Below are 17616 nucleotides of genomic sequence, written 5' to 3'. Positions count from 1 at the left end.
TCAATTTCTCTTCAGATAGCCGCTGGTGGAACGACGGCGTTGCGGGGGTGCGGCAGGTCGCGATTGGGCGACAGGTGCAACCGGTGCGGGTGATGGAAGCGACTGACGCGCCGCAACCGGTGCCGGTGCCGGTGTGTCGTCAGCGTCGACGCGTTCGCCCTGCACCGGCTTTACGCCCACCACATCGTCGAACAAACCGGACTGAGCCAGCGCTTGTCGCACCCGCTCCCAGTCGTGTTCCTGGTACCGGTTGATGCCGAGGTAGTGCGCCATTGCCAGGCAGTACACCATCAGGTCGAGAGCTTCGTTGCGCTCTGCCTTGCCCTTGACCCACTCGATACGCTTATAGCCTTTGACGTATCGGGCGACCTTGCGCTCGGCAACGCACTGGGCGAAAAACTCGTCCGGCAGGTCGTTGGCAAAGTGCAGCGAGCCAGGGCCATCCTCGAAGGCGTAGCGGTTGTAGATCCAGTCCTTCGCGGTGTCGGTGCCGACAAACCAAAGCTCGGCGCCGCCGCGTTCGGTCTGGCCCTTCCAGGTCACGTCGACCATGGACGGCCGCTGAGCAATCACCGGTTTGCCGGGCTTGCTCGCGCCCTTGATGGCGAAGATGTTGCGCCAGCGCCGCACACGGCAGAACTGGTATACCTCGTCAGTGTGATGACCTCCGGAGTCGACGCCCGTCGCCAGAATAGCCAAACCGACACCGCAAGGATGCCGGTATCGAACCTTGAGTTTCTCGTCCAAAACCGCCCAGGTGCGCTCATCGGCAGGGTCGCCCCAGATCACCTGGTGATCGACCACCCAACGCTCCATGCCGACACCGAAACCCATCACCATCAGCTCCAGGCGGTTGGCCTGAACGTCGACGGCACCGGTCAGCATTAATACGCCCGCCGGCATACTGCCGAGGGTGTAGGTCTCCAGTCGTGCCCTAGCGACCAGCACTTCGGCCTTGGTCTGCTCTTGCGCGCTGTCCCATACCTTGGCGAGACGGGTGTTGTAGAACACCTGCATCAAGCCCATGTCGCCCTTGGCCTGGGCCTTCTTGGCGTCTTCGAACTCCTCGGCAAGAGAGGCCCAGTCCTTCCAACCAATCGGCGAATAGAGCGCGTTCAGGTGGAAACCCACCGTCTTGCCGTCGCCGCTGCCATGGGCACGCCACTCACCACGGGCGAGCATGTCGGTCTTGTGATGCTCCTCGATCAGCACATCACATTCAGGCGCGGCGCACTGGTAGTGAACCGTGCTGTAGTCCTTGCTGTAGAGCAGCCGCTCCCATTCCAACACCTGCATATGCCCGCATGTAGGGCATGGCACGTAGTAGTAACGCTGGTCACTGGACTCGAACAAGTCCGAGATCCGCGAGGCGCCCTTGATCGTCGGCGAGCTGGAGAAGTAGATCTTGGCGTTGCGCCCGAAGTTGGTAGCACGCGTTTCCGCCAGCACGATGGGGTCACCTTCCTGGCCGACGTCGTTCTCCCAGCGGTCAACCTCGTCGCCGTAGATGTAGCGTGCCGACAGCTCGGACAGGTTGGCCGCAGAGCCCGCCGTCGTGACGTACAAGGCCCCGCCCTCGAACTCCTTGGTGTCCATGGTATTGCGGGCATCCCGCGAGCGGCTGGCGGCTACCCGCTTTGCCAGCTCAGGGGTTGCCTTGATCGTTTTGCTTATCCGCCCGGAAACACGCTTGGACAGGCCAAGGCTGGGCAACAACGCCAAGATGTTGGACGGCGCCATATGGATCAGGCCGCCCATCCAGTTTAAGGCGATCTGCGTTTTCATCAGCTGCGAAGCCACCATGGTGACCACTCGCCGGCACGGGTGCGCCGGTGACAGGCACCGCATCGGCTCTCGGGCATAGGGCGTCCGGTCGGTGCGGTACTGGCCCGGCTCAGGCGCGCCAGTGTCTCGCGGGATGCGCATGTACTCGTCGGCCCACTCGTCGATCCAGAGGTCTGGGTCAGGTCGTAGCCCACGGAAATACGCCTCACGGTACGCACGGTCACCGTCAGGAAATTCCGTGGTCATAGGTCAGCTCGTCGTCATCGCTCGTTCAAGATCGGATGAGGACATGCGTTCAGCCTCTTCCAGTGATTTACGGAGTGTCGCCGTCAGGTGTTTTTCGATGTCCCAGGGGTCGGTCATGGCTGCCAGCTTGTGGGACAGCTGGGGCAGCAGGCCGAACAACTGGTCGCGCAGATGGCGCCCCGCGTTGTACGCGCCAAGCTCTACGGCGTCCCTGGCAACCAGCGAGCCCTGAGCCTTGTGCAACTCGATCTCGGCCAGTTGCGCCAGGTTGTGTTCGCGCATAGCGCGAGCTTTCTGGAAGTCGTGGCCCTTCGCGCCGCCTGAGATAAGCTGCTGCGGCGCAGCCGTGTTAGTCGGCTCGACCAGGGGGGACAGTTGACTGTAAACGTCACGCTGGATCCGGTCCTGCTGGTGTCGAGCCGCGACGGCAGCCTTGCTGGGATCGGCGGTTTCGAGGATCAGCGCTTCAGTTGCCAGCACGTCGACCTTCTTGCCATCCGCCGAAAGCACCAGGCGATTGTTGTCTTTCAGCCAAGTGATGTAGCTCGGCGTCCTGCCGATGCGAACCGCGAAAGCGCTTTTAGACAGGAACAGTGGATCCGTCATAAGCCCTCCTTTTCAACGGCTTTTCAATGGAAACCTTTCAATTTCAATGGATTGAATTTCAGTAAGCTGGCGGGCCTGCCGCTAACGCTTTCCCGCGGGTTTCCGACCCCGTGTCCTTCAGATACCCCTAGGGTCCCCGGCGGTTTTCGGCGCACCAGATCGGTGCATCACCCCTGCTCGCCCCCAGCTGGCGGGACTTCGCAGACGCCCAGCCGCTTGGCAGCCCAGCGTTCGTACAACCCGATGGCAACATCGGCACCGGCCATTGCCGTCAGGCAACCCAAGGCGCCCGCCGTCCAGATCGTCATGCCGGCGGCGATCATCAGCATCATCGCCGACACCCCGCAGACAATGCAGGCGCCAGACCGAAGTGCCAGCCGGCGCAACAATGCCCAGCCCCGCGCCCCATCCTTGTCAGCCCGCCACATCTCCCCCGATATGCCGCCGACCAGGGCCAGGACGATCACTAACCAGATCGGCATTTCTGCAAGTGCTTGCTGCTCGTTTGTCATCGCCTACCCCATGAACGCAAAAACCCGGCGCAATGGCCGGGTTTGGTGGTGTGGTGCCTGCCGCTCTCTGCGGTCGCACCTATCGAAGATGACTACTTTTTACAGGTCGATTCCGGTGGCAGCAACCCTGTTTTAATGCCACCCGATGAATAAGTGGGTAACGCAGGGTGAACGCCTAGCGAATGTCGGTGAATACACCACCACGGCATTCTGTTGCTTCAGCGGTGTCCCATTCGTCCCAATTCCTAGAATCGAAGTGGGACGCCTGAGAGCGCCTAAATTCGGGGCTTCGCCCCACTGTCCTACTTATCTTTCTCCTTTCTCGTGTAAAGGAGGAAATTTAAAGAACACGCTTGCGCGTGAAACGCGCGTACTGCTGCCCGCTACGCTTACACGGGCGGGAGGCACTTTGTAGCGGGACGGTGGGACAGCCCAACAACGACAAGGCCCGCACCTGTCCCACTGCATCAAAACGCAGCGAGACAAGACGGGCCAGTGGGACAGCAACAGCGGGAGCAATGCCTGGGGTCACGCAGCCAGCCCCATCATCACGCCGAAGATCTGCAGATGCGCCTCATGCAAACGCTGGTAGTACGTGTCGCGGCCACAACCGCAGTGGGCATACCGCAAGCGCATATCCACATCGAGCGTGCAGTAATGCTCACGCACCACCGTCACCAGCTCCGGCGCGAGGTGCTTGGTCACGATCAGCTCGATGTCCAACGAACTTTCCAGCGGCGCACGGAAGGCCCGCCGCCCCCTGATCAGTTGCCCGTTGCTCTCCATCATCATCGCAACCATGTTCCCCCCAGCAAGCCCTCCTTTCGAATGTTCGGAGTGCAGCTCCTGCGCCCACAACCTCAGCAGCGAATCGATCTCCTTAATCAAAGCAAGGTTCCTCGAACGCTTCCCGCTGCAACGCCGAAGCACCGCCCCAGCCTGCTGGCTTCTTGTAAGCCCACGGCCGCTGCCCACTTTTCACCAACGCAGGCAATCGCACGCGCCGCCACCCCAGCCGATGCATGATTGCACCGACACGCATCTGCTCCGGCTTACCCCAATGCCCGAAGTCCAGCTTCAGCGCATTGGCCAGCACCTCGCTGCCCGTGGTGGTCTCGCCAATCTGCGACTCCTCTAGCCAAGTCAGAATTGGACCTTCCCACTCATCCACCACAAAGCGCTCGTCCTGCTCCTCAACGAACATCGACGCCTCATCCAGCGTCACCCACCAAAAGTCGCCCGCGTCATAGCAGAACACCGCCTCGGCCCAGAGCTGTTCACGGATCGAACGCAACAATTCCAGATCCACCTTGGTACACGCCACCGGCCAGTAACGCCGGTTACCAGTTGCGTCCTTGAGGTACTCGTCTTGGTTGGTCGTACCAACGAACACGCACTGACGCGGCACGTCCATCGTCCGTCGGCCATAGCTCTCGCGGTAGGTATCGGTGGACGCGGAGAAAAACTGCTTGGCCTTGGTGCTCTCGGCCTTGTTGAAACTGTCCAGTTCACCCAGCTCGACGATCCACTTACCCCGGATCGCCTGAAAGCCGTCCTTGTCACCGAGCGCAAACGGCGTATCCATGAACCACTCGCCGCCGAGGATGCTCATTGCGGTCGACTTACCAGCGCCCTGCGCGCCTTCCAGAATCATCACCGAGTCAGCCTTGCAACCTGGCTTCATCACCCGAGCCACGGCCGACAACATCCAGCGCTTGCCGACCTTCGACGAGTAGTCGGTGGCCTTAACTCCCATGACATCGGTAAGCCAACTTTCAAGCCGGGGCACCTGATCCCACTGCAGCTTGCGTAAGTACTGCCGCACCGGATGAAATGCATGGTCATGAGCAACCACACTCACCGCCTCGATCACATGCGAGGCCTTGACCCGCAAGTTGTACTGCTGCGCGAGCCACTTCATCACCCGCACATCATCAATGTCCGCCCAATCACCCGTGCCGCCGCCATAAGGCGCCGCACGCAGCTTCACGATCTTCGAACTGAACGCGCTGTAGCTGATCACCCCGGCCCAGCGTTCGTCATTGGCAAGGATCAACTCGACGTTTTGCATGTGCGCAATCAACGCGCCGCTTTCACTGCGGGCCAGCATGTCCTTCCAACCACCAGCAGCCGGCGGCTTGACCACGGCCAACACCTGACGGCGCACCGCTTCCAAACCTTCCGCCACATGTAGATCGTTGAAGTCGGTCCACTTGGCTTCCCGCTCTCCGGAAAAGATCGGCGCGACCACCTGGCCACCGACAATCAGCGCCGCGTTGTTGGCTTTCTCTTCACCGGGATTCCACGCGTCACCATTCGGCTTCGTGGTCTTCCAGTCATCGTCTCGGCAGATGATCAGCGGACAACCGGCGAAACGCTCGCGCATGGCCTTGCAAACCACCAGCAAATTGCCCGCGTCAAACGCAACGGCCACGGTCAATGACGTGGCCATATGCAGGCTTGCGCCGGTCGCGTAACCCTCACACACCAGCACCGGCTCGCCCGGATCCGGGTGCGGCCCGATTAGATGGAAAGCGCCCTCTTTCGACATGCCATAAGGCCAATAGGACTTATCGCGACCGGTGTCCTCTTGCTTGGTCGGGAACACCACCTGCAGGCCGACAATCTCGTCGCGCACGTTGCTCATTGGTACCAAAAACGCCCCGGTGCGCGGCGCATACCGAACGCCAAAGCCGACAATCTGCTTGCGATCCAGATAGTCGCTACGGCCCTTTTCCGGCATACGCTTGAACATCCCCGCCGCCCGACTCGCCGCACGCCGTGCTGCGTTGGCCGATATCTCAGCCGCGCGGCGTTTGGCCTCTTCCTGCCGAGCGCGCATAACTTCGCGTTCTTCAGGCGACATTCGCCCGGCCTTGACCTTGATCTTCTGAGACTCGCCCGAACGCCAGTCACCGAACGCACCGAAGATCAGCGTCTCGCCTTTCTCCGTATGCTGCTCATGAACGACATACCAGCCGTTCTTTTCCTTGCCCTTGTCTTGCGTCGTCTTACAGCGGGTCAGCTTGCCGAACACCAAAGGCTGCGCAGGCTCAAGGCCGTAATCAGCGAATTGCCCCAACACCTCATCGAGCATGACGAGCCTCCATCATTTCCTCAATGGCAAGGCATCCCACGCACTGCGTACAGCCGGGCTGCGCCAAGCGGCGAGCCTCCGGGATAGGGTCATCGCACGTTTCGCAGAAGAGAAACGAATGCGCCGCCAAGGCAGGCTTGGTGGCGAGAAGACGTGCAGCCAGCGCTTGATCAACGCGCTCCTGCACCAGGTCATTTGCGAAGTCAGCAATGTCAGCCACGATCAACTCCCCGCGTCGTCTGGTTGACATACGTGGCGCGGTTGAACAATCCCAATAGCCCCTGAATCCCACGGAACACCTGCAGGCGAATCGCGGCGAGTTCCTCATCGGAAACCACCCCGTCGCCAATGCTCTTGGCCCAGGTATCCGCCAGATCCGCTACTTGCCGGAAGTACTCGGCAATCCCGGTGGTCAGCGTCTCGGGCATGTCGTTGGTGTACGCCTCAGCCAGCTCCTGCCAAGTAGTATCACCGACCAAGGCATGCACTGCATCCAGAATGCGGCGATCCTTTGTCAGCTCCAGAATCTCGCCGAACTCTTGAATGTTCACCGTGTGGCTGGGGTGGGTTGGGGAAAGCTTGTGCTGCAGCGTGGTTGCATTTCGACCGGTGGTGGCGGCGATAGCAGCGGCGCCGCCGGGGTAATCCCGTGCGGCATGGTAAAGCGCGAGATCGAGCGGCAGGACCTCCCGCTGCGCCCGGTCTAGAGAGCTCAGAATGATACGGCTCATGGCATTAATCCTTGTAAGTTGCCAGTGCCGCGCGGCATGCAGTGGTGATACATTTGCCGCGTGGCTTGAAAGGGCCCAAACGCCGGCTAGATCTTCGGGATCGACACCGGCACCGTGCCGGGGCGAGCAATCCGTTGCTCACCCCTGGCGCAACAGCTGCCCAATCTGTGGTGGAAAAGGCAGCAACACCAAGGCTTCCGAGCCTTGGAAAAGCGCGATAAAGAGAGGTGGTTGCATGTGGTGTGCCCGCCTTTCTTTATCGCGACCCGACAGCGCTGTGGTGGTGCGTGCCGGGAGGAACTGGGCGACCTTTGGGTCGCCTTTTTTCTTGCTACGCTGCAGCTTTCTGAGGGGCCGAAGCGGTCAATAGCCAAGCAGCTTGGAATGTATTGCCTTTCTGCATCGCAGCCGTCGCCAACAATTCGGCGTAGTTGGTTTCACCTGTGTAATCCGTTCGCGGCAGGCATGCAGCCTGACGCCATTTGTTCAACGCCTGATAGCTTCTATTGCATACCTTTGCGGCGGCCCCAATGCCGCCTACGGCTTCAAACGCGAATGCAATCGCGCTCGGAAAATCTGCGGGGTCCAACATGACAACCTCCATTTATCAACTCGTGGTTGATGTTATAGATCAACTGACTATTGCGCAACCTTTGTGAGACTCTCAACCTATGGTTGATAAAAATTCTCTCCGCGCAGCTTTCAGCGAGCGCCTACACGAAGCCCTCGATGATGCCGGCGTACGAAGCCGGGGTCGTGGTGTGGATATTCATCGTCAGCTGAAAAGTTTTGGGGTGGAAAAGACCACTCAGGCAATTAGCAAGTGGCTTAACGGCGAAGCTATGGCTGAGGCAGACAGTATGTCTGCCCTTTGCTCATGGCTGAAGGTTAGGAGGGAATGGCTCGAATACGGTGTGCTGCCGAAAGAGCAAACTGGCGATAGTAACGTTCGTACGATAGCCGCTAATGGCGTGAGCAACATCAGTGAGATCAATCAGCGCTTTGGTAAAGTACCTTTGATCTCGTGGGTTCAGGCAGGGGCTTGGTGCGAGGCGATCTCAAATTTTGAAGCTTACGAAGCCGATTCTTGGCTTTCGTGCCCTGTTCAAATTAGTTCCAACGGATATGCGTTGAAGGTACTTGGGGATTCGATGACGAATCCTGGACCTGGCCGTAGTTACCCAACAGGATGTATTATTTTCGTGGATCCTGAGGCAGAAACCAAGACGGGTGACAGGGTAATTGCCAGGGTTCCACGCACCAACGAGGCTACTTTCAAGATATTAGTCGAAGATGCAGGCCGTCAATTTCTTCGACCGATTAATCCGCAATATCCAATAATTGATATTACGGAGGAGACTCACATCTGCGGAAAGGTTGTGGGAAGCTTCATCCCCGAATAACTTCCGCAGTTAAGCTGTAACCAAAAAAATCCAAATTACTTAGTGGAGGTTTCTACAGATGAGGCCGGAGCATTCCGTTCAGCTCGCTTATCAGCATCCAAGTGAGTATTCATTGCCGGAGGATTCATTGTGTAAAGAAAAACGAAAGCGGCTAAAGCTCCACCGGAACGTAACCATTTGCCAAGTTTGACCTCAATAAAACCTGGATACATAGCAACTACACCTGCGCCGGCGATAGCTCTGAAAGTGTGTAGAGTCGCATATTGATAATCACTAGGATGCGGAAGAAAGAAGCTAATTACAACGGTCAGCAAAATCGCTATCACACCAAAAGTTGACGACAATATAATCTGAAGTTTCTTACTCATAAAGTCCTTTTCTTCGTTATCAAAACCATACACTGGCAGAGACGCGCTTACAAAAGCCTCCCTTATTGGCTCGCCAACATCAGGCTCAAGGTATTTCTTCACCATTCGCTGCATATTGGCAAATGCAGTCTTGCTTGGGAGAGTGACAGCCGGGGCAATTGAGGAATGCTTTGAAAACTCGACTTTCAACAGCTCATAGTACTCAGGCATCTCGTCTAGAATCGCTGCGCAATCTTCAGCATATCCTTGGGCCCAAAGGGCGGTTTTATGAGCCCCTAACAGCGAACTCTCGCCCACAAACGTTTCTACGTAATTAAAGTAAGTGGACGCAACGTCTTGCAGGTTCAATATTGCAGCTAAAGCATTATCCGAACTTACGGGAGCAGAGGTCAAATAAAGTTTTATAGCCTCTTTATACAACCCCCTCAACTCCGTTATTTTCTTTCGCGCTTTAAGTACACTTTTTTCATTTACCCTAGGCATCCTTAGCCCTTTGATTTAGCAACTTGAATAGCAAGTGCTAGCAAAGTTTTTATTTCAGAATTATCAATCCCCTGCAAGTCCAGATACAATTGATCAGGGCAGACCTTAGCAACAACGACATGAACATCTTGAAGTGTTGGAGAATGCAACTTCGAAAGTTGACGAGCAATCTCCACCAATTCCACATCGGTGGGCTTCCAATTTAGAATCCGACAAACCTTAAGAATTTCTTCTTTCAACTGCTCTAACATTTTACGACCCTTATCTTTTTGCGACTTGGAGAGCAAGCGCCAACATCACTTTGACATCCGAATTATCAATACCGGAATAGCTAAACTTTCCCGCTGTAGGACAGTACATATGCACTGCATTGAACAAGTCAGACTCACTTGGAATCTTCCCTGAGTCTTGAACGGCCGCTATATATGCCTTGATTTTTTGAAGCTGATAACTGGTTGGTTCTCCAGCACCTGTGCCGAACCTAATCATAATTGAATGAGATAGATTCTGATCCGACATATAAAATCCTTTTAGCTTGTTGAAAGTAGGTATGGAATTAATTAAATAAATTGGCGCTAAATGCGCGCACAAGAAAGCTACCAATTCGCCATCATTCTGTCCAGCAAAGGCCTGAGGCCAAATCGACAAAAGTCTAAAACCCACTTAAATCAACCAATGGTTGACATAATATAAGCCAATGGTTGATATTGCTCGAACTCTTCACCACAGAGCGAGCCGAAATCATGCACACCACAGCAACACTGCACGTCCACCCAGCTGCTGCAACACCCCTCATAATCTTCGAGATTCGCCGACTAGCTCGCGAGAGCGGCTGCTCGTTTGTCACCACCAAACAGAAGCAGCAACCACCCACTGCCTCCACTCCATTCGATCCGAACGGCGGAGGGCACGCGGCATGATCAAGTTCAAAATCGACAACCGCACACTGCAGTTGTTAAACGCCCAGGTCAACCTGTCCGAGACCTTCAATCACTTACTCCGCACAGCGCCCACGCGCGAGTGTCTGGCGTTCCGCTTGAAGGCTGAACGTGGGTCTACGGAAAGCACTTTCGTTGTCGAGCTGGGCAGCGAACGCCACACGCTGACCCTACAGAACGACAAGAAAACACACCTCAAACTGGCCGACTTCATCGAAGATATTGCCAACGGCCCGTTCGACGTGAGCAACACCAGCGACCTGCTGCACCGCCCGCATGCCAGCCGCGAATACGGCCGCTTCGAGGTCTCGGACAAACAACGCGTTCTGGAACTGGTACGCAGCGGCGGCGTGCTGAGCCTCGACATGGGCTTCGACTACCCCCTACACGTTGCGCTGCACCGCACCCAATCGCGCTCGGGCGTCACCACCATCCTGAGCATCGGCAACACAAGCCCGCACACCCGGTGTTTCACCGTATACGGCAGCGATGTCGAGATCTACGGCAAGGTCACCGAGTCCATCAACCACCTCGCTGCAGCGGCCACCCCAGCCGCGCATGCGGCATGAGGGGGACGCCATGGAACGCACCCTCGCCCAGGCCGCAACCCAACTCGGCCTGACCCGGCCCAAGCTCATAGCTCGCATGCGGGAAAAAGGCTTGCTCACCGAGCGGAATCTGCCGACCTACCCCAACCTTGACCGCGACTACCTGCGGATCAAGGACGGCCAGTGGTACCACGACCAACTCGGCATGCAGTACAGCCAGTCGACCAAGGTGAAACAACCAGGCATCCGCTGGCTGGCGGAAGAGTTGGGCATCGACCTACCTGCCATACCGGCAGACAACCGTGACGTGGCCTAGGGAATACGCCCGCCAGATCATCGCCATGCGGACACGAGAGGAGCGCAACACCGCGCTCCTCGAAGTGCCCGAACATCTGCGCGAGCTGACCAAACGGCACTGCCTGAACGCCTGGAATCACCCGGGCAGAAAACAACGCAAGGAGGCCCAACAAAGCCATGAGTAACACAGCACAAAATCCACTCCGCCTGCTCCCGGCCCCGGAGTCAGCCACCGTCGAATTGCTCTACCGCATCTTCGGCGACGTCCTGATTCCGCTGGACAAAGTGCGCGAGCAGTACTTTCGCAACCTCAACGAGCAATCGTTCGTGGCCGAGATCAGCAGCGGCCGCATCCAGCTTCCCATCACCACTCTGGATACCAGCCGCAAGGCACCGAAGTACGCCCACATCCGGCACGTCGCCTCACTGATCGACATCCGCGCCTACAAGGCCGACGAAGAGATGCAGCGACAGCAGGAAGAGTCCACCGAATAACACCCACAAACCGAATGGCTGCCACCACCAGCCAATGACATCACCAGGAGCACACCACATGACTGCAGTTCAGATCTGCGCACTCATCGCCCTTATCACCTTGGCTGGATTACTAGTCTGGGCCGGCTACTTCTTGGGGTACAGCGACGGCATGTCCGCCGGCAGGAAAGAAAGCGACGATATCCTGTGCGCCGAAAGCGCCAAGACCATCCGCGAGCTAAGAGCCTCCCTCGACTTCATCAAAGCCGACCACGCCCACTTGGCGCAATTCAGCAAACGTCTCCAGCAAGCATTGACGCTTGGTGAACCCGAACGCCAGACGTTGCTCCACATCGCTGAAAAGCTCCGCATTGCCGCCGAGACGTTCGCAGCCTTCCGCACAGGGAAGGGACTCGAGCGCGATACCCGCGCCTTGCGCGATCAAGCGCTCGCCATCGCAGCCCTACTTGATCCGGCAAATCAGGAGAGCGCCGCATGAGCCAGATCGGCCATCAATTCAACACCCACCGCAACCCGGCTCACGCCCCTTTCGCGGCTGATGAACCAACGCGCACTCGAACCTCGGAGGAAAGCGGCATGCAAAAGGACCAGCACAACACCCAATCCACGACCGCTTTGCTCCGCAAGGAAACCAGCGTCGACACGCCAGAAACAAACAGCCTCTGCTGCGCAGCAGCAGGCGTTATTGCTCCTTCCAGCAGCACCACCGAGGCGCTTATACCCCACGAAAAGCTGCGCGAGGCAGCCACACCCAATGCAACGCTAATCGCTCAGAATCGCCCGCCCGCGCAGCCTGTTGTGGGGTATACGCACCCTGACAGCAACTCTCAAAGCACATCACAAAAAGCCGTCTACGGGATGCAGATCGACGAGCGCGTTGAGTTCGAGAAAGAGTTCCCAGTCCCCGAAGGCCTGCAGTACTGCGCCCAGCGAGGCACGTACATCACCGCACCAGGTGCAAAGACATCCGACTCGTTCGCCCGTGAGCATTACGCGTACCGGGCTGGCTTCGCCGCATGGAAGCGCAGGGCGTGGAAGCACATCGCACTCGTTGGTCAGCAAGCAAAAGGAGTTCGCCCATGATCAAGCGCACTCTCAAGCACTTTCACATGTGCTGCGGCCTGGGCGGTGGCGCTAAGGGGTTTAACCGGGCCAAGCCCATCGTTGGGCATATACAGGGCGAGTGGCAATGCATCGGCGGTGTCGACGTAGATCCAGCCGGCTTGCGCGACTTCCAGCGTCTTTCTGGTGTTCCAGGCACGCTGATGGATCTGTTCACCCACGACCAGTACACACGGTTCCACGGTAAAGAGCCACCAGCCGGTTGGAGTGAGGCGAGCGCCGACGATCTGCGCCGCGCCGCCAACAACGAACGTCCAGACGCCGTGTTTATTTCCAGTCCCTGCAAGGGTGCTTCGGGCTTGCTGTCGGAAACAATGAGCCTGAGGCCGAAGTACCAGGCCCTGAATGAGCTGACGTTGCGATGCATCTGGCTGATGTGTGAGACGTGGAAGGACGACCCGGTGTCGTTGATCGTCTTCGAGAACGTTCCGCGCCTTGCCACCCGTGGCCGCCACCTGCTCGACCAGATCAACAAGCTGCTGAACCACTACGGATACGCAGTCGCCGAAACCACGCACGACTGCGGCGTCATTGGCGGACTGGCCCAGAGCCGCAAGCGCTTCTTGCTGGTGGCCCGCCATATCGAGAAGGTGCCGCCATTCCTGTACGAGCCGGAAAAGAAGACGCTGAAGTCAGTCGGCTCGATCCTCGGTCGCATGCCGCTGGCCGGCGATGTCGAAGCCGCTGGCCCGATGCACCGGGTGCCGGCGTTGCAATGGAAAACGTGGGTTCGCCTCGCCCTAGTCACCGCCGGCAAGGACTGGCGCAGCCTGAATGACTTGGCGATCGAGGACGGTTACCTGCGTGACCTGGTGATCGTGCCGGAATACCGCGCCGGCTATCTTGGTGTGCATGAATGGCAGGACACCGCCGGTACCGTTGCTGGGCGAAGCAGCCCAACTAACGGCGCGTTCTCGGTAGCAGATCCGCGCGCCAAGGCAGGCGCCCTGCAATATCAGCAGTACGGCGTGCGCCGCTGGGACGAAACGAGCGGCGCGGTAATCGGCGTCAAATCTCCCGGGCAAGGGACGTTCAGCGTTGCGGATCCTCGCCGGCCTGGTGATGGCTTCGGCAAGTACCTGGTAACGCCGTTCGACAATGACGCAGGAACGGTCATCGCCGGCAGCACCACGGGGCAAGGCGCCTTTGCAGTTCAGGATCCTCGGTATCACAACTGGCACCCAGGAGCGAGCAGTCGGAAGCTTGGCGTTTGCCCTTGGGATAAAACTGCTGGGACTGTCACAGGATCGCAACAGGTAGCCAGTGGGGCATTGTCGATCGCAGACCCGCGCCCAGGCATGAAGCGCACGAAGGGCGACGCGTACCTGACTGGCGGCCACTACGGCGTCGTCGGCTGGAACGAGCAATGCGGCGCCGTGTCGGCCAGCGCCAAACAGGACAACGGCCGTTGGTCAGTGGCGGATCCCCGCATGCCAGAAGCCAACGACCGTCTGACCTGCGTCGTCGAAAGCCTCGACGGCACCTGGCACCGACCATTCACCACGCTGGAGCTGGCTGCGCTGCAAAGTCTAGTCGAACCGGAAGAGCAGTTCGAGCTGGACGGCCTGAGCGATCAGGCATGGCGCGAGCGGATCGGCAACGCAGTACCGCCGGCAGCCGCCGAAGCTATCGCCCATGTGATGGGCACCACCCTACTACTGGCCGAAGCCGGCGAAACCTTCATGCTGAGCAACATGCCGGTGTGGGTGCGCCCTGTCGCAGTGGGATTGAGCGTGAGTCAGAGGGAGGAGGCAGCATGAGCGCTGCAGAGAAACTTGATATTCAAATCACACCAGGCGCTTGGTTCCGCCAAGACCTGCTTTATCCAGTGTTCGGACTCAGCACAGAAGCTGTCCGCAAGTATCGTTCTCGCGGTCTGTGGCTGGAGGGCAAACACTACCGTACCGACCCCGCCAATGTGCTGGTTTACAACAAGGAAGCAATTGAAAAGTGGATGGCAGGTCAACCATGAGTGACAAGATGCCCACAGGTGTCGAGATGAACGGCAAACAGCTGCGCATCTGGTTCATCTTCAATGGCCAGCGATGCCGGGAACCACTTGAGGGGATCTCGAAGGTTAACAAGGCTGCGATTGCCTATGCCGACAACAAACGCCGCACAATCCTTGCAGAGATCAAAGAGGGCCGCTTTGACTATGCGACCCACTTCCCCAACTCTCCCAGGGCAGCAATGTTCACCGGGACTGGTGGACCGTCTCTCAAGCGCACCGTGAAGGAAGGTATCGACCGATGGTTGGAGGTTCAGCGCGCACTCAAAGCATCAAGTACCGTTGTTAACTACGTCAGCAAGGCCAAGCACGTCGAAAACAAATTCGGCAAACGCCGAATCGTAGACATCAGCAAGAGCGACGTTGAACTGTTTCAAGCGCAACTCCTGAAGCAAGGCCTATCCCCCAAGACAGTAAACGACATCTTCACCGTCGTCCGAGGCGTCTGGGCTGACGCCTTCGGCGACGGCATCTTGAAAGCCAACCCACTGGACCGAATCAGCAACGTTGGTTCGGACGTCGACCTCGAGCACGCCGATCCCTTCAGCCGCACCGAGATTGATTTGATCGGCAAAGCGGATCCGGAACGACGATCCGATACCAGGATGATTGAGTTCAACTGCTGGGCCGGACTATCGCTATCCGAACTCATCGCACTCGCTGTTGAGGACATCGACCTTGATGCCGGCTTGGTGCATGTCCGACGGGCGCTAGTCGTAGGCGAGTTCAAAGTCCCAAAGGAACGCTCCAGGGTAAGAGTCGTCGAGCTGATAGACCCTGCGCTGGAACTCATGCAAGTGATCGTTGCGGCGGCCAAGGAAGCGCCCGCTGAAGAGATTACCGTTATACAACGTGACAACATCACGTCGAAGCGGATGAAAGTACGGTTTCTTTTCCACAGCTCAACTAGTGGGTTGTTGTGGAGCGGCAAAACTCTGAGCAATTGGTTTACCGCGCATTTGAAAAAGGCCAATGTGCGTCACCGAGGCGCCAACCAATGCCGCCACACCTTCGCGAGCCAGGCCCTATCTAGCTACGTGCCAGTGGAGTGGGTTGCACGTCAATTGGGACACAGCGATACAACAATGGTGAGAAAGCATTATGGACGCTGGATACCAAGAGATACCAAAAGCATGGCAGCCCTCGTATCCGAGCAGATGGGTTTTCGAACGCGGTAGCAGCCAATCAGCATATTACTGAATAGCTTTCCAGCGAATCGCAGTCATGACGGTATGATAGACATTGTAAATAAAGGATTTTAATTGCATCAACAAAAAAAACATTCCCGTATAAAGAGTGACGTAAGCCATACCAACCAACCACTCCGTGATTTTCCATGAAATTGGGGAGAGCTGGACTATCTTATGCACCAGCCCTCCTTTAATAGCAAACACAATGATCAGCAAGCAGAAAACCGTATACACCAAATAATAAATAAACACTCGCATAAAAATAAAAAAATTATTTTTAAGAAAAGATAGCTGTGATTTGTCATGCCTATGTTTAGACATTGCCACAAGCATGTCTGGCTGACTGATCGTTGCAAAAATGGTAAAGCCAGCCAAAATAAAACCCAAAACAGAAACCACGACCCCTAAAGCCATGGTACTGAACTCCCGCACAATCTTAAGCTTCTCATCCAATGAGATTTCCAACATACAGTATTGAAGCGTCACCAAAATAAAAACGATGAACGTCATCCAAAAATTAAATGAACTGAATGGGATCCTTCTCGCCTTAACGTAAATCGCCCACAAGCTTTTTTCATCCATTAATGCCTTGGGAGACAAATCATCGTTCACCTGGTTCACCTACGATAAGGAGTGAGTTTGGCAATCGCTGCTCGGGTTGGAGCCGCAACTTGGATCATACCATCGCCTACTAACTGAATAAATTTTTGAAACAAAGTAGGCGCAGCCTGTGAAGGCGAGTTCGTTGTCAACTCAACATAACTCTTAAGTTGAAAGTTCTCATTATCACCACGCAACTCAGTACCCGAACTATCTTTACCTACAAGCGTTACCTTTTGATTACCCTGAACCGTGGCAGCCTGTACTTCTTCAATGACACTATCCTTATCCAACCCCTCAGAATTTGAGTGACGAACTGTTGTTGTCTTACTATTAACTTCATCTTTCTGACGCTGCACAGCTTCGAAAAAACCTTCGTTATCATGCTCATCATTTCGATCAGAAAACTTATATGTAACAGAACTTAAAACTTCATACTGCCTAACAAACGAATCGATACTCTGCGCAGAAGTTAGTGGAATCAATTCTAATGTAGGGGGAAAAGTATCAAGCATCAACTGTTTCTTCGTTACCTTTTCACCACTCTCTTTACGCTTTTCATATGTAGTATCAATGTAAGCCTTATGATTACGCTTCAAAAAGCTCTCAAGTGTCGATTTGAAATTATCCAGCGTTGGAGCAAACTTTGTTTCTTTAAGAAAGATAAGTCGATGAATATCAAGAACCAGAACAAAAATAGATGAAGGAGAGGATTGCATTTCTTCATGATCTTCTACCAATCCTGTTTTCGTATAAATTTGCTCTCGCTCTAAGACCATGTCCTTTATAAATCGACCTACAAGCAGTACTCGCCCGTCAACTGTAACCAATTCAACGTTCTCAAAGAAAAATTCCGTCGTCCCATAAACCCTTTTGAGATCAGGATTAGAAAAGGACGGAAGAACTATTTCTGCAAAATAATCGAGAAGGTTTTGATTCCCGAACTTGCAAACGAGATTCGCCATTTCAACCGGGTACTGGCGTTTAGACATTAGATCCCTCTAAATGAGCACTGAAGCTCTTGGTAGCCATTTGATGGCTAACCTTAGCGCTCCAACGAACCTTTGTCACTGAGATCTGCTGAATGGACAGCAATTGCCTTCGACAGAAAAAGAGAGCCTGCACCGGCCCAGTCCAACATGGCTTTTGCCCTAAAAATGCCCTAACTAAATCGCCATAAACGAAAA

Annotated in this window: 22 protein-coding genes; 9 read left to right on the top strand and 13 right to left on the bottom strand. The window is 56.1% G+C overall.

Annotation, left to right across the window (positions count from 1 at the left end; all coding sequences use genetic code 11):
- From AACV02_RS08920 to AACV02_RS08885, 8 genes are all read right to left on the bottom strand, one after another.
- Entirely contained in the window at positions 1 to 2031 is a 2031-nt protein-coding gene (locus AACV02_RS08920; RefSeq protein ID WP_119739019.1) for a phage terminase large subunit family protein, read from the bottom strand.
- A 3-nt stretch (positions 2032 to 2034) separates the two neighbouring features.
- Complete coding sequence (locus tag AACV02_RS08915) at positions 2035 to 2637, bottom strand: terminase small subunit (RefSeq protein WP_119739017.1); 603 nt, start codon at positions 2635 to 2637, stop codon at positions 2035 to 2037.
- 167 nt (positions 2638 to 2804) lie between these two features.
- On the bottom strand, positions 2805 to 3149 hold the full coding sequence (locus tag AACV02_RS08910; protein WP_119739015.1) for a phage holin family protein: 345 nt from the start codon (positions 3147 to 3149) through the stop codon (positions 2805 to 2807).
- A 528-nt stretch (positions 3150 to 3677) separates the two neighbouring features.
- Complete coding sequence (locus AACV02_RS08905) at positions 3678 to 4037, bottom strand: PA0613 family protein (protein ID WP_119739013.1); 360 nt, start codon at positions 4035 to 4037, stop codon at positions 3678 to 3680.
- On the bottom strand, positions 4030 to 6246 hold the full coding sequence (locus AACV02_RS08900; RefSeq protein ID WP_119739011.1) for a VapE domain-containing protein: 2217 nt from the start codon (positions 6244 to 6246) through the stop codon (positions 4030 to 4032). The genes AACV02_RS08905 and AACV02_RS08900 overlap by 8 nt, the downstream gene beginning before the upstream one ends.
- Positions 6236 to 6466 (bottom strand): TraR/DksA family transcriptional regulator, encoded by a 231-nt coding sequence (locus tag AACV02_RS08895; protein ID WP_119739009.1) that lies wholly within the window; start codon positions 6464 to 6466, stop codon positions 6236 to 6238. The genes AACV02_RS08900 and AACV02_RS08895 overlap by 11 nt, the downstream gene beginning before the upstream one ends.
- The gene (locus AACV02_RS08890) at positions 6459 to 6977 is read right to left on the bottom strand and encodes a phage regulatory CII family protein (RefSeq protein WP_177413691.1); all 519 of its coding nucleotides are present in this window, start codon (positions 6975 to 6977) and stop codon (positions 6459 to 6461) included. Before AACV02_RS08890 ends, AACV02_RS08895 begins: the two co-directional genes overlap by 8 nt.
- 331 nt (positions 6978 to 7308) lie before the next feature.
- Positions 7309 to 7569, bottom strand: a complete 261-nt coding sequence (locus AACV02_RS08885; protein WP_119739004.1) for a hypothetical protein — start codon at positions 7567 to 7569, stop codon at positions 7309 to 7311.
- Between the two features lie 79 nt (positions 7570 to 7648).
- On the opposite strand from AACV02_RS08885, the gene AACV02_RS08880 reads away from it, so the two are divergent.
- The gene (locus AACV02_RS08880; RefSeq protein ID WP_119739002.1) at positions 7649 to 8380 is read left to right on the top strand and encodes a LexA family protein; all 732 of its coding nucleotides are present in this window, start codon (positions 7649 to 7651) and stop codon (positions 8378 to 8380) included.
- Positions 8381 to 8415: 35 nt separating this feature from the next.
- Here AACV02_RS08880 and AACV02_RS08875 read toward each other — a convergent pair whose 3' ends face one another.
- Genes AACV02_RS08875 through AACV02_RS08865 form a run of 3 tightly spaced genes read right to left on the bottom strand, consistent with a single transcriptional unit; the run spans position 8416 to position 9894 of the window.
- On the bottom strand, positions 8416 to 9231 hold the full coding sequence (locus AACV02_RS08875; RefSeq protein WP_119738999.1) for a hypothetical protein: 816 nt from the start codon (positions 9229 to 9231) through the stop codon (positions 8416 to 8418).
- Positions 9232 to 9233: 2 nt separating this feature from the next.
- Positions 9234 to 9482: a hypothetical protein gene (locus AACV02_RS08870; RefSeq protein ID WP_119738997.1), complete on the bottom strand. Its 249-nt coding sequence runs from the start codon at positions 9480 to 9482 to the stop codon at positions 9234 to 9236.
- Positions 9483 to 9492: 10 nt separating this feature from the next.
- The gene (locus AACV02_RS08865) at positions 9493 to 9894 is read right to left on the bottom strand and encodes a hypothetical protein (protein WP_157986824.1); all 402 of its coding nucleotides are present in this window, start codon (positions 9892 to 9894) and stop codon (positions 9493 to 9495) included.
- A 253-nt stretch (positions 9895 to 10147) separates the two neighbouring features.
- Here AACV02_RS08865 and AACV02_RS08860 point away from each other — a divergent pair, with 253 nt between their 5' ends.
- The 8 genes from AACV02_RS08860 (at position 10148) to AACV02_RS08825 (ending at position 15817) form a co-directional block, all read left to right on the top strand.
- Positions 10148 to 10738 (top strand): hypothetical protein, encoded by a 591-nt coding sequence (locus tag AACV02_RS08860; protein WP_119738991.1) that lies wholly within the window; start codon positions 10148 to 10150, stop codon positions 10736 to 10738.
- Between the two features lie 10 nt (positions 10739 to 10748).
- Positions 10749 to 11033 (top strand): phage antirepressor KilAC domain-containing protein, encoded by a 285-nt coding sequence (locus AACV02_RS08855; RefSeq protein ID WP_119738989.1) that lies wholly within the window; start codon positions 10749 to 10751, stop codon positions 11031 to 11033.
- A gap of 158 nt (positions 11034 to 11191) precedes the next feature.
- Positions 11192 to 11509, top strand: coding sequence for a pyocin activator PrtN family protein (locus AACV02_RS08850; protein ID WP_119738984.1), 318 nt, complete (start codon positions 11192 to 11194; stop codon positions 11507 to 11509).
- Between the two features lie 58 nt (positions 11510 to 11567).
- On the top strand, positions 11568 to 11987 hold the full coding sequence (locus tag AACV02_RS08845; protein WP_119738982.1) for a hypothetical protein: 420 nt from the start codon (positions 11568 to 11570) through the stop codon (positions 11985 to 11987).
- Entirely contained in the window at positions 11984 to 12592 is a 609-nt protein-coding gene (locus AACV02_RS08840; protein ID WP_256680485.1) for a hypothetical protein, read from the top strand. Before AACV02_RS08845 ends, AACV02_RS08840 begins: the two co-directional genes overlap by 4 nt.
- Entirely contained in the window at positions 12589 to 14391 is a 1803-nt protein-coding gene (locus AACV02_RS08835) for a DNA cytosine methyltransferase (protein WP_119738980.1), read from the top strand. Before AACV02_RS08840 ends, AACV02_RS08835 begins: the two co-directional genes overlap by 4 nt.
- On the top strand, positions 14388 to 14603 hold the full coding sequence (xisR, locus tag AACV02_RS08830) for an excisionase family protein (protein WP_119738978.1): 216 nt from the start codon (positions 14388 to 14390) through the stop codon (positions 14601 to 14603). Before AACV02_RS08835 ends, xisR begins: the two co-directional genes overlap by 4 nt.
- Positions 14600 to 15817, top strand: coding sequence for a site-specific integrase (locus AACV02_RS08825; protein WP_119738976.1), 1218 nt, complete (start codon positions 14600 to 14602; stop codon positions 15815 to 15817). Before xisR ends, AACV02_RS08825 begins: the two co-directional genes overlap by 4 nt.
- 15 nt (positions 15818 to 15832) lie before the next feature.
- Here AACV02_RS08825 and AACV02_RS08820 read toward each other — a convergent pair whose 3' ends face one another.
- Positions 15833 to 16441 (bottom strand): hypothetical protein, encoded by a 609-nt coding sequence (locus AACV02_RS08820; protein WP_157986823.1) that lies wholly within the window; start codon positions 16439 to 16441, stop codon positions 15833 to 15835.
- 5 nt (positions 16442 to 16446) lie between these two features.
- Positions 16447 to 17421 (bottom strand): hypothetical protein, encoded by a 975-nt coding sequence (locus tag AACV02_RS08815; RefSeq protein ID WP_119738972.1) that lies wholly within the window; start codon positions 17419 to 17421, stop codon positions 16447 to 16449.
- Positions 17422 to 17616: the final 195 nt, after the last annotated feature.

The sequence above is a fragment of the Pseudomonas sp. Larv2_ips genome (assembly GCF_963879675.1).
GTDB lineage: Bacteria > Pseudomonadota > Gammaproteobacteria > Pseudomonadales > Pseudomonadaceae > Aquipseudomonas.
This window is presented reverse-complemented; position numbering and strand designations above follow the sequence as displayed.